This is a genomic window from Nesterenkonia cremea (assembly GCF_014642675.1).
In the GTDB taxonomy this organism is placed as follows: domain Bacteria; phylum Actinomycetota; class Actinomycetes; order Actinomycetales; family Micrococcaceae; genus Nesterenkonia; species Nesterenkonia cremea.
In genome coordinates this window covers 36,122-50,070 of sequence record NZ_BMIS01000005.1, presented here as the reverse complement: position 1 = coordinate 50,070, position 13,949 = coordinate 36,122, and the positions used below count along the sequence as shown (strand labels likewise).

The window sequence follows — 13,949 nt, the reverse complement described above, 5'->3', positions numbered from 1 at the left end:
GCTCACATCCTCTCCGAGGCGCTGACGCCCAGCAGCTGCAGACCGTTGCGCAGCACCTGTGCTGTGGCCTCGTTGAGCCACAGGCGGGTGCGGTTCAGGTCGGTGACCGGCTCGGCGGTGCCGTCCTCGGCCACGCTGGGTGCCATCCGGCAGGCGGCGTACCAGCCGTGGTACGCCGAGGCCAGGGACTCCAGGTAGCGGGCCACACGGTGGGGCTCCCGCAGCTCGGCCGCGGAGGAGACCACGGAGGGGAAGCGTCCCAGGTGGGAGAGCAGCTCCTCCTCGGTCTCATGGGTCAGCAGCGAGGCGTCGAAGGAGCTCTGGTCCACACCGGCGGCGGCCGCGTTTCGTGCAGCGTTCCGCGAGCGCGCATGGGCGTACTGCACGTAGAAGACCGGGTTGTCGTTGGTCTTGGACTGCAGCAGATCCGGGTCCACGTCGATGGGGGAATCCGCGGGGTACCGGGCCAAGGTGTAGCGCAGCGCGTCGGTGCCCAGCCACTTGATCAGGTCGGCGAGCTCGATGATGTTGCCGGCCCGTTTGGAGAGCTTGGCGCCCTTGACGCTCATCAGCTGACCGATCAGGATCTCGATGTTCTTCTCGGCGTCGTCGCCGGCGCAGGCTGCGATGGCCTTCAGCCGTGCCACGTAGCCGTGGTGGTCGGCGCCGAGCAGGTAGATCTTCTCGCCGAAGCCGCGCTCCCGCTTGGAGAGGTAGTAGGCGGCGTCGGCGGCGAAGTAGGTGGGCTCGCCGTCGGCTTTGAAGAGGACCCGGTCCTTGTCATCGCCGAAGTCGGTGGTGCGCAGCCAGACCGCGCCCTCGCGGTCGTCGATGTGGCCCTGGGCGCGCAGGGTCTCCAGCGCGCCACGGACGTGGCCGCCGCTGTGCAGGGACTCCTCGGAGAAGTAGACGTCGAAGTGCACGCCGAAGGCATCCAGCGTGTCTTTGATCTGGCCGAGCTGGGCCTGGTACGCCAGCTCGCGGACGATCGGTCGAGCCTCGTCGCGGTCCATGTCACGGACCTCAGGACGTGCGGCGAGCACCTCCTCGGCCAGCTCCTTCACGTACTCGCCGGGGTAGCCGCCCTCGGAGACGTCCTCGCCGTGGATGCGGGAGAGCACCGAGTTGGCGAAGACGTTCATCTGGTTGCCGGCGTCGTTGATGTAGTACTCGTTGGTGACCTCGGCGCCGGAGGCACGCAGCAGCCGCCCGATGGCATCGCCCAGTGCGGCCCAACGGGTGTGGCCGATGTGCAGCGGGCCGGTGGGGTTGGCGGAGACGAACTCCAGGTTGATCACGTGTCCGGCCAGCACCTCGGTGTGGCCGAAGCTCTCCCCGGCCTCCACGATGGTCTTGGCCAGCAGCCCGGCCGCGGCGGCGTCCAGCGTGATGTTGATGAAGCCGGGGCCGGCGATGTCCACAGTGCTCACACCGTCGACCTGGCGCAGTCGTGCCGCCAGGGACTCTGCCAGCTCACGAGGGGGCATGCCGGCCTCCTTGGCCAGCTGCAGGGCGATATTGGTGGCCCAGTCCCCGTGGTCGCGGCTCTTGGGCCGTTCGACGCGGATCTCCCCGGGGATCTCGAGAGTCAGCTCACCGGCCTCGATGGCTTCGATGAGAGCGGATTTCACGGCTGCGGAGAGTTCTTCTGGAGTCACCCGGACAGTCTAGATCAGAGTGAGAAGCCCGTGCCCGCCTGTGGCCAGCATGTAGAGCCCGAGCAGCAGCAGCGTGGCCCCGCTGACCAGCTCGATCCACCCGGTGACCCGCGGATTGGAGAGCCAGCGGTTGGCACCATCCACCAGCAGCACGACGCCGATCAGGTAGAGATACATGGTCAGCGCCACAGTTCCGCCCAGCACACCCACGGTGAACAGCAGCGAGGCGTCCTGTGGGGTGAACTGCGGAAACAGGGCGAGGAAGAAGAGGCCCACCTTGGGATTGGTCATGCAGGTGGCCAGTCCGGCCAGCATCCCGGTGCGGGCGCGCAGCGTCTTCACCGCCTGCGCCGGGGCGGCCTGCTCCTGCTCCGCGGCAGCTGGCTCGGCCAGCGGCGAGGCCGGTGAGGAGGGGATCTCAGCCCCGACGCCGGGGGCGACCTTCTGCCTGCTCTGGGCTTTCTGTCTGCTCTGGGCCTGCTGCTTGCTCTGTTCTGCGCTGCTCACGCTCAGCGCGGCGGCCAGCAGGCGGTGCCGCGCGGATATCACCGCGCGCACGCCGAGGAAGACCAGATAGACCCCGCCCACCAGGCTGAGGATCTCGTAGGCCATCGGCGAGGTGTCGAAGAGAGCGGCCAGACCTGTGGCGGCCAGGGCGGCCCAGGCGAAGGCGGCCAGCGAAGAGCCGGTGGCCGCGCCGAGACCGGCCCGGCGCGAGGAGAGCGCATAGCGCAGCGAGAGCATCGTGTCCGGCCCCGGCGTCACGGCCAGGATCACCGCGACGCCGACGAGAGCGGTATAGCTGCTGAAAGTCACCGTTCAATGCTCCACACCGCGCAGATCAGGGACAAGCAGATAAAACTCATCAACTGTTCGTCAACACCGAACGATCAGTCAGAATGGGGGCCATGATCAGTCCGCACCGCCTCCGCGTGCTCCACGCCGTGCTGGCCGCCGGCTCGCTGCACGGGGCCGCCCGGAACCTGCACTACTCCCCCGCCACCGTCAGCCAGCACATGACCGAGCTGGCCCGGGAGACCGGACTCGAGCTCTTCATCCGGCACGGCCGCGGCCTGGAGCCCACCCCGGCCGCACTGCAGCTGGCCGAACAAGCTGAGGACGCACTGGCCGAGCTGGACCGGCTGGAGCGGGCGGCCGAGGACCTGCGCCGCGGCCACAGCAGGCAGCTGATCCTGGCCTCCTTCTCCTCGGCCGCCAAGGAGTGGCTGCCCCAGGTGGTGGCCGCGGTGCGGCGTGAGTCCCCGGAGATGACCGTGGAGATCAGCCTCAACGAGACTCCTGCCGGCCGAGCCTCTCAGCCTGCCGATCTGGACATCCGTCAGGAGAGTCTGCAATCCCCGGAGGAGCATCGGCAGGGCTACCTCCGCTATCCCCTGGGCGTCGAAGAGTTCGACGTGGTCCTCCCCGCCGGCCATCGCTTGGAGGAGCTGGAGAGCGTGCCGGTCCATGAGCTGCGCGAGGAGCTGTGGATCCAGCACGACATCTTCGACACCCCTCCCACCCGCATCATCCGCTCGGCCTGCCAGGCCGCAGGCTTCGCGCCTCACGTGGTGGCCCGGCTGGATGATCACTATGCCGCGCTGAGCCTGGTGGAGGCCGGCGTCGGGATCACCGTGCTGACCCGGCTGGCGCTGCAGGATGTGCGGGAGAGGGTGAGCATCCGGCCGCTGGAGAAGCCTGCGGTGCGCCGGCGCGTGGTGGCCCATGTCCGCCGCGACCGCGGCAGCACCCGGCCGGTGGGTGTGGCGCTGGAGACGCTGCGGGAGCTCGCCGCCGGGGCTGGGCTGAACACGGAATGACCAGGCTGGGAAGCGTAGACGGGGTGCCGGTGTTGCTCTGGAGAGGACGGTCCGCCCGGGACCGTCCTGACACCGGAAGGAGAGCCTCAATGGCACGCATCACCGTTCTCGGCGGCACCGGCTACGCAGGATCACATATCGCGAAGGAGGCCGCGGCGCGCGGACACGATGTCCTGGCCGTCTCCCGCAGGGCCCCCGAAGACCCTGTGGAGGGCGTTCGCTATGTCATCGGCGATGTGCTCGACGAAGGCTTCCTGAAGGACCTCGCCGCGAAGTCCGACCTGCTCATGCTGGCACTCTCCCCGCGCGGAGATATGCAGGGCCGAGTGATCGAGGCCGCTCGGAAGCTCATCCCCGTGGCCGCGGAGGCCGGAGTCCGCGTGGGCGTGATCGGCGGGGCCGGCGCACTGCGCGTCTCTGAGGGCGGGCCGCGGCTGATCGACACCGAGGACTTCCCCGAGGAGATCAAGCCCGAGTCCTTCGAGATGCTCGATGTGCTGGAGGCGCTGCAGACCTCCGAGGACTCCCTGGACTGGTTCTACATCCACCCGGCCGCAGGATTCGGCAGCTTCCACCCCGGCGAGCGCCGCGGCGCCTACCGGGTGGGCGGCGAGGTGCTGCTCTCCGACCGCGAGGGCAAGTCCGAGATCTCCGGAGCCGATTTCGCCCTGGCCATCCTCGATGAGATCGAGAAGCCGGTGCATCGGCGTCGTCGCTTCTCCGCCGCCTACTGAGCCGCGGTGATCCAGGAAAAGCGATGCAGGAACAGCACTGGGCCGACGTCGTAGTGATCGGCGCCGGCCAGGCGGGACTCTCGGCCGGATATCACCTGCAGCGCGGCGGCCTGCTCAGCTTTGTGATGCTGGACGCTGATGAGGCTCCCGGCGGGGCCTGGCAGCACCGCTGGGAGTCGCTGCGCATGGAGACGGTCAACGGGATCTTCGATCTGCCCGGGATGCCCAAGCCGCCCGTCGATCCGCAGGAGCCCAGCCGTACCGCGGTGCCGCGATACTTCGCCGAGTATGAGGCCGCCATGGAGCTGCCCATCCGGCGTTCGGTCAGGGTGCTCAGCGTCCAGGATGCTGAGGGCTTCCAGGATGCTGAGGGTGGCCAGAATGCCGGCGACGAGCTGGAGGTCCGGACCGATCAGGGCATCTGGCGCACGCGGGCGATCATCAACGCCACCGGCACCTGGAACAACCCGCTGCTGCCGCATTACCCGGGGCAGGAGAGCTTCACCGGCGGGCAGCTGCACACGCGGGACTATCGGACGCTGGAAGACTTCGCCGGACGGCGGGTGGCGGTGGTAGGCGGCGGCATCTCCGCGGTACAGCAGCTGGAGGAGATCTCCCGAGTGGCAACCACCTTCTGGTACACCCGCCGTGAGCCGGTGTTCCACGGCGAGGACTTCCGTCCCGAGGTGGAAGGCCGCGCCACCATCGAGAAGGTCACCGCCGCGGCGGAGGCCGGTGAGCCCACCGGCAGCATCGTCTCCTACACAGGTCTGGGCTGGTCCTCCTACGCCCGGGCGGCCCACGCCCGCGGCGCATTGGAGCGCCGCCCCATGTTCACCGCAGTGGAGCCCTGCGGAGTGCGCGAGGCCGATGGCAGCTTCACCTCCGCGGACACCATCCTCTGGGCCACCGGCTTTCGGCCGGACCTGAAGCACCTGGATCCCTTGGGGCTGCGCAACGAACGCGGCGGGATCCAGATCAGCGGCACAGCGACGACGGCGGACCCGCGGGTGCATCTGATCGGCTTCGGCCCCTCCCAGTCCACTGTGGGCGCCAACCGTGCCGGACGCGCCGCCGTCCGCGATCTGACAGCGCGTCTGGGAGCAGCGGTATGAGGCTCTCGCTGCTGGACCGCTCACGGACGCGCAGCGGATACCCGGAGGCCGATGCCCTGCACCATTCGGTGGAGCGCGCCGCCCATGCGGAGGCTCTGGGCTATCACCGGTTCTGGGGCGCGGAGCATCATGCGGTGCCGGGCATCGCCTCCGGCTCACCGGCAGTGCTGCTGGCAGCCGTCGGCGCCCGCACCTCCCGGATCCGTCTGGGCTCCGGAGGGGTGATGCTGCCGCATCATCAGCCCTTGGTGGTGGCCGAGCAGTTCCTGATGCTGGAGGCGCTGCACCCGTCACGGGTGGACCTGGGACTGGGCCGGACGCTGGGCTTCACTGAGCAGGTGCGCCGGGCACTGCGCCAACAGACCGATGATGTGGACACCTTCGCCTCTGATCTGGAGGAGCTGCGCAGCTATCTGCGCCGCGAGGCTCCGGTGACGGCTCGGCCGGTCACCCAGACGGTTCCCTCGCTCTTCCAACTGGCGACCGGAGAGGGGCTGGTGACCGCGGCCCGGCTGGGCCTTCCGGCGGTGATCGGCGGTCCGGTGCTGCACTCCCCCGAGCTGGGTGAGGCGGTGGCCGCCTATCGGCGCGACTTCCGAGCCTCCGCGGAGACTCCGCAGCCGCAGATCATCATCTCCCTGGACCTCTACCTCGCCGAGACCGAGGAGCAGGCCCGTGAGCTGGCACTCTCCGAGGCATGGGCGATGGCCCGCTCCCGGGAGACAGGCGAGTTCTCCCCGCTGGAACCGGTGGAGCAGATCCGTGAGCAGCACTGGAGCCCGCGGACCACCAGCCGCATCGAGAAGAGCCTGCACCGGATGATCGGCGGACCGGCCGGCATCGTGGTCCCCGCGGTGGAGCGGCTGCTGGAGATCACCCGCGCCGAGGAGCTGATGGTCTCCACTTCCACCTATGACCGCGATGCCCTGGCCCAGATGGATGCCGCTGTGGCTGATCTGCTGACCTGAGATGCTGTGGCCCAGCGGGCCCATAGCTGATATGAAGAGACATGGACTGCACTGACACAGATCTCAGCTTGTGCCGTTGCAGCTCTGACCGCAGGTGCACGAGCAGTCCAGGCGGTTCCGCCTGGCCGACGTCGAGAGGAAATGATGGCAGCTTCACCCGTCACGCTTCACACCACTGACACCGGCGGTTCAGGCCGCCCCGTAGTGCTCATCCACGGCTGGCCGCTCTCCGGGGAGGCCTGGCAGCACCAGATCGGCCCCCTCAAAGAGGCCGGTTACCGGGTCATCACCTATGACCGTCGAGGCTTCGGCACGTCGGACAAGCCTGCCGAGGGCTTTGACTACGACACCTTCGCCGATGACCTGCAGCGCGTCCTCGAGTCCCTCCAGCTGGAGGATGTCACCCTCCTCGGCTTCTCCATGGGAGGCGGCGAAGTGGCCAGGTACGCCTCCCGCCATGGTCTGGACAGAGTCCGCTCCGTAGTGTTCGCCGCAGCGGTTCCCCCGTATCTGTTGAACGGCGCGGACAACCCCGAGGGGCCGCTGGACGAGGCCAGCTATCAGGGTCTCCGTGGTTCCTTGGAGGAGGACCGCGAGGCGTTCTTCGACGAGTTCGCCACAGGGTTCTTCTCCGCCGGTGACCAGCTGACAGTCAGCGAGGAAGAGCGGCAGCAGGCCATCGGACTCGCTCGCCAGTCGGATCAGGGCGCTGCGCTGGGTGCTATGGACGCTTGGGCCACCACTGATTTCCGTGCCGACCTCCAGTCGGTGACCGTGCCGACGCTGGTGATCCATGGCGACGCCGATGCCACTGTGCCGGTGGAAGGTTCCGGACAGCGCACGCACCAGGCCATCAGCGGTTCAGAGCTGGTGATCATCGAAGGCGCTCCGCACGGAGTCAACGTCAGCCACGTGGACCAGTTCAACTCTGCGGTGCTCGACTTCCTCGCACGCTGAGCCCGGGCCGCCGCTCGAGCCGATGGGGCCGGAACGTTGCGCGTGCGTGATCACACCGGAAGACTGCCACCCATGCAGACCTCTGAACGGCACCCGTCACTGCCGCTGCGCCGTGCGCGGTGGGCCGCCATGGCCGCTTTCGCCACCAACGGGGCACTTCCGGCCTCGCTGCTGGCACGCTACGCCGAGGTCAAGGAGACACTGGGGCTCAGCCCTGCTCTCTTCGGCGTTCTCGTCGTAGGTCTCGGGCTGGGAGGGGCGCTGGTCCTGCACCTGCCCGGGATCGTATCCCGCCGCCTCGGAGTGGCGCGATCAGCCACCTTCGGCACCGTGTGGATCGGCGGATGTCTGATCCTCGCCGCAGCGGGAGTGGCACTGGGCAACCCATGGCTGGCCCTGGCCGGCCTCATCCTGGCCGGCGCCGGGGATGCCGTGGTCGATGTGGCCCAGAACTCTCAGGGCATCCGCGTGCAGGAGCAGTATGGGCGCTCCCTGCTGAACTCTATGCATGCCGGTTGGAGCATCGGCGCCGCAGTCGGAGGCGCCGTCGGCACTCTGGCAGCTCTGGGAGGCGTACCGCTGCTGGCACATATGACCCTCTGGTCTGCCGTGTGTGTGACCACTATGGCGCTGTGTGCCAGGCGCTTCCTCACCGAAGCCCAGCCGCCCCCAGCTGCTGACCAGACCGACCCGGCCGCACCACAGATCACACATCGCCCCACAGGGCGGCAGATGATCCTGATCCTCGCACCATTGGCCCTGGTCGCACTGGCCGGCATCTCGGTGGAAGACATCGGGAACAACTGGTCGGCCGTGCTGCTCTCCGCTGAGCGCGACGTCGCGGCAGCCTCAGCCGGAGTCGGGCTGAGCGTGCTGCTGGCCGCGCAGTTCATCGGGCGCCTGCTCGGCGACCGTGTCATCGACCGCCTCGGGAGCCGTGCCACCCTGCTGATCAGTCTGGCTGCGGTCACAGTGGGGATCTTCGGCGCGGCCTGGGCTCCGAACGTCGGTCTGACACTGGCGGGGCTGGCACTGGCGGGGCTGGGGTGCGCGGTCACCGTGCCCATCGCATTCGCCACAGCTGATTCCGTCCCAGGACTGGCGGCGCACAGCGGGGTGACATGGATCAGTTGGATCATGCGGACCGCCGCACTCGGACTCTCCCCCGCCATCGGCCTGATGAGTCAAGGCGGCTCGCTGCCGCTGGCCCTCTCGGCGGTGGCCCTGATCGCCGTCGTCGCCCTCCTGCTTCAGCTCAGACCAGCCCACCGATGAGCGGCCACAGGTACATCAGATGCGCAGCGCCTCAGCGATCGGAGTCTCCCCTCCACGGAAGCTGATCGTACGCCGCCGAGCGGATGACTCCGCCAGTACGGCGGCCGCCACCGCCGCCACGTCCCCACGTGATACGTAGGACTCCTGAGCGGGGAAGAGGATGAGATCGATCCTCCCGGTCGGCTCCTCTGAGGTGAGATAGTCGGGTGCCAGAATCGTATAGTCCAGATCGGTGGCACGGAGGTGCTCTTCAGCAGCCTTCTTGGCTTCGATATAGGGATAGAAAGGCTCGTCCGGGGCGACTCCGTGCCCGGGCCGCGCCCGCAGGTAGGAGACCAAGACAAACCGGTCTGCCCCAGCAGCCTGAGCGGCGCCCATGGTGCGGATCGCGGCGTCTCGATCGACAGCGTATGTCCGCTCTGAACTGCCGCCCCCGGCTCCTGCCGCCCAGACGACGGCGTCATGACCACGAAGCACGTCAGTGATCTCCTCGAGACTCATCTGCTCGATGTCACCCAGCTGCGGCTTCGCGCCGGTCTCCGCCACTTCGGATTCATGATCAGGGTTGCGGAAGACACTGGTGACGTCCTCTCCCTGCTCCACGATGCGGGCGGCGAGGCGAAGCGCCACCTTTCCATGTCCACCGATGATGATCGTCTTCGACATTCAACTCATCCCTTCTTCTTTCATGTCATGGCCATGACACGCTGCGCTGCCGATGGGGCTGCTCGTCAATCCACCATCTCAAAGAGCTGCCCTTCGGTGTAGGTGATGCTGTCGAACTTCCACAGCCCACCTTCACGACGCGCTGTGCAGTCATAGGTCGCACCATAGACATCGCGTTCCAGCGAGTCCGGGGTTCCGTTGTAGGGGACCAGCCGGAACACCTTCAGCGTGGCTCGGGGCCCCTCGACCTGGACTTGAGTGTCACCCATGGCGTGGTGGAGGCTGACCCGGCCTGAACGGAACAGCTGCAATGTGGACAGGAACTCCCGGCGATTCCTCAGCGGGCCGAAGGGAACAATGTCAGTGGTGAGGTCTTCAGCGAAGATGTCGCGCAACAGTTCAAGATCCCACTGATCCACGGCCCACGTGTAGCGGGTGAAAGCATCGATGATCTGTTGCTCATCGCCGCCGGGCTCAGCATTCTCGGGAATGACACGCCAGGGCGCATCGAGCGCGCTCACCGTTTTCGGCAGGGTGCTGCCCGGCTCCCAGCCCAGCCGGCTGCGTGTTTCAGGCCAGGTGGTCAGGGCCGGGTGGCGACCATGTGCCCAGTCCTGTTCGAAACGCAGCCCCGTGATCTGCCACTGCTGAGCGTTACGCTGCCACGAGTTGGCAAAATGTCCACCGAACCAGCTGACAGCGGGGGCTGTGCCCCCTGCCTGGATCAGTGCAACGCTGAGATAGGCACTCTGCTGCGCCTGGTCCCCATCGGTCGAGATGTACTCATTGGCGAGGAAGTATCGCACGCCTCCGCTGGGCACAAGGAACGTGGACAAACCGGCGACGATGTCCGCGCGGCCCCTCAAGAGATCCGCCTGGGAGGTGTCTGCCCAGGCGTCGTGGCTGAATATGCCTGCTGCCGGCTCGAGCTCTCCATGTTCGAGGGCACCGATCACCTCGACGAACGCAGCGTGTATGGCCTCACGGTTGGGGGTGCTGCTTGCCATCGATGACCTCCTTGAGCAGTTCGTATGACTTCAGCCGGTCCTCATGTTCGTAGATATACGAGGTGAACATGATCTCGTCGATGTCGGTGGTGTCCAGCAGGCCCTTCAACTGTTCTCTGACAGTGGTGGGGGAACCGACGACGGCCCCGGAGACGGAGCTGTGGACGGACTGCGCCTCCTGCTGCGTCATGTCACGAGGCGGCTGGATCTCCACAGGACGGCCACGACCCAGGGCGAGGAAATGCTGCTCGGTGGAGGAGAACTGAAGCTGGGCCCCTCTGTCGGTGTCAGCGACCGCGAGGTTCAGGCCGAGCTTGACGTACGGCTCGGAGAGCACCTCCGACGGCTGGAAATTCTTGCGGTAGGTGTCGATGGCGGGGAAGGTGAACCCAGGTGAGAAATGGCCCGCGAAGGAGAAGGGCAGACCCAGCTGGGCGGCCTGTCCAGCGCTGAAGTCGCTGGATCCCAGCAGCCACACCAACGGATCCTGTCCACGGGCTCGAATCGCCTGGACCTGAGGGCGCTGGCCGGTGCGTTCCGGGGTGAAGTAGCTGCGCAGCTCTTCGACCATCGCGGGGAAGTCGTTGGAATCTGACCGGCGAAGAGCCTGGGCAGTCCTCCCGTCAGTTCCGGGGGCACGGCCCAGACCGAGGTCGATCCGCCCCGGAAAGAGTGATTCGAGGGTGCCGAACTGTTCCGCGATGACCAACGGAGCATGATTGGGCAGCATGATGCCCCCGGATCCCACACGTATGTTCTGGGTGCGTTCGGCGACCAGACCGATCAGCGTGGGACGTCGCAGCACTGGCGATCCTTGTATACACCCAGGGGTAAATGCGATGATTCAAGTATACCCCTGGGGGTATACAAGGAAAGATCTCTCGAAGGAGACGCAATGTTGTTGGAACGCATCTATGACGAGGATCTGGCGCAGGCCAGCTATTTCATCGGCTGTCAGGCCAGGAACGAGGCGGTGGTGGTGGACGCCCGCCGCGACATCGACGAGTATCTGGACCTGGCCACGCACCATGGCATGAAGATCGTTGCTGTCACCGAGACACACATCCATGCCGACTATCTCTCGGGGACCCGGGAACTGGCCGCTGCCACCGGTGCTGAGGTCTACGTCTCCGGGGAGGGAGACGACCAGTGGCAATACGGCTTCGAAGGCCGCCGCCTCCACGACGATGATGTGATCGACGTCGGAAACATCACCATCAGAGCCCGGCATACCCCGGGGCATACCCCCGAACATCTGATCTTCGAGATCACTGACGGCGCCTTCAGCGATGACCCCGGGTACATCCTCTCCGGAGACTTCGTCTTCGCCGGCGAACTCGGGCGCCCTGACCTGTTGGACGAAGCCGCCGGAGGCGTCGATACCCGGTACCAGGGCGCCAAACAGCTCTTCGACAGTCTGAAGAATGTCTTCCTGCCCATGAAGGACCACGTGCTGGTCTACCCCGGCCACGGTGCAGGCAGCGCCTGCGGCAGATCCTTGGGAGCACTGCCGGCGACCACGGTGGGGTACGAACGGGCCAATGCCTGGTGGTCGCCCTACCTGCAGAATGACGACGAGGCCGGGTTCATCGAGCAGCTGCTGGAGGGTCAGCCGGATGCCCACGCCTATTTCGGGCGGATGAAGCGGCAGAACAAGAACGGTCCTGCGATCCTGGGGCCACTCCCCGAGCTGACCGAACTCCTGACCGACCAGGTCGCCGCGGCGGTGGAGACCGATGAGCTCATTGTGGCCGACACCCGATCCCATGACGAGGTTCACGCCGGCACTGCACTCGGGTCCTTGAACATCCCCCAGGAGAAGCCGGCCAGCTTCGGCGCCTGGGCCTACGACCCCGAGCGAGAGGCACGGCCGTTGGTCCTGCTCGCCGCAGATCAGACCGAGGCTCACCGCTTGCGGGCTCACCTCATCCGGGTAGGCATCGACCGTTATGCCGGATACATCAGCAGTCTTGGTGGATTGCCGGCGGTCACTCCTGCGACCATCCCCGCAGCCGAGCTGGCCACATCTGAGGCAGATGTGCTGCTCGATGTCCGCAATGCTGCCGAATACGCGGAAGGCCACATCCCAGGCGCCCAGAATCTCAGCGCCGGGAAGGTCCTCTGGCACCTGGACAAGCTGCCCAGGCACGCCACCGTCATCTCCTACTGCCAGTCCGGCAAAAGAAATTCCGTCGCGGCCAGTGCTCTGCGCCGGAAGGGCTATCGAGTCCTCGAATTGGAAGGCAGCTACAACGGCTGGCTCGAGCATCAGAATCGCTGATCGCCCCCCCCTCGACGAAAGGCACCCTGTGACCCCCACCCCTTGCGCGCCCGAAGACCTGCTCCACCACATCCACCGTGCATCCCAGTCGGTGCTCATCGATGTCCGCACACCGGCCGAGTTCGAAACCGCCCATATCAAGGGCTCCCGCAACCTTCCGCTGGACCTGCTCCAGAAGAACCCCTCCTCTGTCGCGTCCTCCCTCCCGGAGAACGCTGTGCTGCTCTGCCAATCCGGTGCCCGCAGCCAGCAGGCGGTGCAAGCCTTGTCAGAGGCAGGGGCAGATCAGCTTCAGGTGCTCGACGGGGGCATCAACGCTTACCAGAAGGCAGGCGGTGAACTCCTGCGAGGGAAACAGCGCTGGGCCATGGAGCGACAGGTCCGCATGGGCGCCGGAGCCTTGGTGACCACCGGCATCCTCTCCAGCCACTTCATCCACCCGAACCTGAAATGGCTCTCCTTCGGCGTCGGCTCGGGGCTGATCTTCGCCGCGGCGAGCAACACGTGCGCGATGGGTTACGCACTGAGCCGGATGCCGTGGAACAGGACAGGATCAGACCCGAGCCTGGAAGCCGCACTCCGGGATATTTTCGACGCGACCGGCAACAGGTGAGGCCTTCATGGGACCGCTGACCCTGCTCGTCGTCGGGCTGGCAGTGCTCATCGGCATATCGCTGGGCCTGCTGGGCGGCGGCGGTTCCATTCTCGCCGTCCCCCTGCTGGCCTACGTGGCGGGGATGGAACCGCAGGAAGCAATAGCCGGTTCCCTCTTCGTGGTCGCGGTGACCTCTGCGGTGAGTCTGCTCAGCCACGCACGCCGGGGAAACGTGCGGTGGAGGATCGGCGCTCTCTTCGGAGGAGCAAGCATGATCGGGGCGTTCGCCGGCGGGCTGATCGGTGGCCGCATCCCCGGCACAGTGCTGATGATCGCCTTCGCGATGATGATGGTAGCCACCGCCGCAGCCATGCTCCGGCGCAGAAGACCGTCGAGTGCTTCGTCGATACGCGAGGAACGCATCTCACACCGCTGGTGGCGGATCCTCATCGACGGGCTGGCCGTCGGTCTGATCACAGGCATGGTGGGGGCGGGAGGCGGATTCCTCGTTGTGCCCGCGCTGGTGCTGCTCGCCGGGTTGTCCATGCCCGCAGCAGTGGGTACCTCCCTGATGGTCATCACCATGAAATCCGCAGCCGGACTGGGCGGATACCTCACGACCGTAGCCCTGGATTGGACGCTGATCCTGATGGCCACAGGCGCCGCCGTCGCAGGGGCGCTGCTGGGCTCACGGTTCACCGACCGCATCCCTGAGGCACGACTCCGCAGGGCCTTCGGAGTCTTCGTCCTGATCATGGGTGGCCTCGTGCTGGCCATGGAACTCATCTGACGGGGAGAGGTCCTCGAATCGGCGAAGCCTGCCACGAGCAGAACTCGGGACGTTCTGCTCCGGATGGGCCCCGACTCTCAGAA

The 13,949-nt window shown here is 66.7% G+C and carries 14 protein-coding genes; 9 read left to right on the top strand and 5 right to left on the bottom strand.

The window, feature by feature from the left end:
• Positions 1-2 precede the first annotated feature (2 nt).
• Complete coding sequence (gene argS / locus IEW85_RS06875; RefSeq protein ID WP_188684052.1) at positions 3-1,658, bottom strand: arginine--tRNA ligase; 1,656 nt, start codon at positions 1,656-1,658, stop codon at positions 3-5.
• Positions 1,659-1,667: 9 nt separating this feature from the next.
• A complete protein-coding gene (locus IEW85_RS06870; protein WP_188684050.1) occupies positions 1,668-2,474 on the bottom strand; it encodes a LysE family translocator in 807 nt (268 codons plus the stop codon).
• A 92-nt stretch (positions 2,475-2,566) separates the two neighbouring features.
• Between IEW85_RS06870 and IEW85_RS06865 the strand changes: the two genes are divergently transcribed.
• From IEW85_RS06865 to IEW85_RS06840, 6 genes are all read left to right on the top strand, one after another.
• Positions 2,567-3,478, top strand: a complete 912-nt coding sequence (locus tag IEW85_RS06865) for a LysR family transcriptional regulator (protein ID WP_188684048.1) — start codon at positions 2,567-2,569, stop codon at positions 3,476-3,478.
• Between the two features lie 89 nt (positions 3,479-3,567).
• Positions 3,568-4,212 (top strand): NAD(P)-dependent oxidoreductase, encoded by a 645-nt coding sequence (locus IEW85_RS06860; RefSeq protein WP_188684046.1) that lies wholly within the window; start codon positions 3,568-3,570, stop codon positions 4,210-4,212.
• Positions 4,213-4,235: 23 nt separating this feature from the next.
• Positions 4,236-5,327 carry an NAD(P)-binding domain-containing protein gene (locus IEW85_RS06855; protein ID WP_188684044.1) on the top strand — a complete coding sequence of 364 codons (1,092 nt, stop codon included), beginning with the start codon at positions 4,236-4,238 and terminating at the stop codon, positions 5,325-5,327.
• Positions 5,324-6,295, top strand: a complete 972-nt coding sequence (locus IEW85_RS06850; protein WP_188684042.1) for an MsnO8 family LLM class oxidoreductase — start codon at positions 5,324-5,326, stop codon at positions 6,293-6,295. The genes IEW85_RS06855 and IEW85_RS06850 overlap by 4 nt, the downstream gene beginning before the upstream one ends.
• A 141-nt stretch (positions 6,296-6,436) precedes the next feature.
• Complete coding sequence (locus IEW85_RS06845; RefSeq protein ID WP_229658871.1) at positions 6,437-7,252, top strand: alpha/beta fold hydrolase; 816 nt, start codon at positions 6,437-6,439, stop codon at positions 7,250-7,252.
• A gap of 72 nt (positions 7,253-7,324) precedes the next feature.
• Positions 7,325-8,527 carry an MFS transporter gene (locus IEW85_RS06840; RefSeq protein ID WP_188684038.1) on the top strand — a complete coding sequence of 401 codons (1,203 nt, stop codon included), beginning with the start codon at positions 7,325-7,327 and terminating at the stop codon, positions 8,525-8,527.
• 15 nt (positions 8,528-8,542) lie between these two features.
• On the opposite strand, the gene IEW85_RS06835 is transcribed toward IEW85_RS06840, so the two are convergent.
• The 3 genes from IEW85_RS06835 to IEW85_RS06825 all read right to left on the bottom strand — a co-directional run bounded on the left by IEW85_RS06835 (position 8,543) and on the right by IEW85_RS06825 (position 11,005).
• Positions 8,543-9,193 carry an SDR family oxidoreductase gene (locus IEW85_RS06835; RefSeq protein WP_188684036.1) on the bottom strand — a complete coding sequence of 217 codons (651 nt, stop codon included), beginning with the start codon at positions 9,191-9,193 and terminating at the stop codon, positions 8,543-8,545.
• 65 nt (positions 9,194-9,258) lie between these two features.
• Entirely contained in the window at positions 9,259-10,200 is a 942-nt protein-coding gene (locus IEW85_RS06830) for a nuclear transport factor 2 family protein (protein WP_188684034.1), read from the bottom strand.
• Positions 10,175-11,005 carry an LLM class flavin-dependent oxidoreductase gene (locus IEW85_RS06825; RefSeq protein WP_229658870.1) on the bottom strand — a complete coding sequence of 277 codons (831 nt, stop codon included), beginning with the start codon at positions 11,003-11,005 and terminating at the stop codon, positions 10,175-10,177. Before IEW85_RS06825 ends, IEW85_RS06830 begins: the two co-directional genes overlap by 26 nt.
• A 90-nt stretch (positions 11,006-11,095) precedes the next feature.
• Between IEW85_RS06825 and IEW85_RS06820 the strand changes: the two genes are divergently transcribed.
• The 3 genes from IEW85_RS06820 to IEW85_RS06810 are packed head-to-tail and all read left to right on the top strand — an operon-like array spanning position 11,096 to position 13,866.
• The gene (locus IEW85_RS06820; RefSeq protein WP_188684032.1) at positions 11,096-12,481 is read left to right on the top strand and encodes an MBL fold metallo-hydrolase; all 1,386 of its coding nucleotides are present in this window, start codon (positions 11,096-11,098) and stop codon (positions 12,479-12,481) included.
• Positions 12,482-12,509: 28 nt separating this feature from the next.
• Positions 12,510-13,094 carry a rhodanese-like domain-containing protein gene (locus IEW85_RS06815; protein ID WP_188684030.1) on the top strand — a complete coding sequence of 195 codons (585 nt, stop codon included), beginning with the start codon at positions 12,510-12,512 and terminating at the stop codon, positions 13,092-13,094.
• Positions 13,095-13,101: 7 nt separating this feature from the next.
• A complete protein-coding gene (locus tag IEW85_RS06810; RefSeq protein ID WP_188684028.1) occupies positions 13,102-13,866 on the top strand; it encodes a sulfite exporter TauE/SafE family protein in 765 nt (254 codons plus the stop codon).
• The last annotated feature ends 83 nt before the right edge of the window (positions 13,867-13,949 follow it).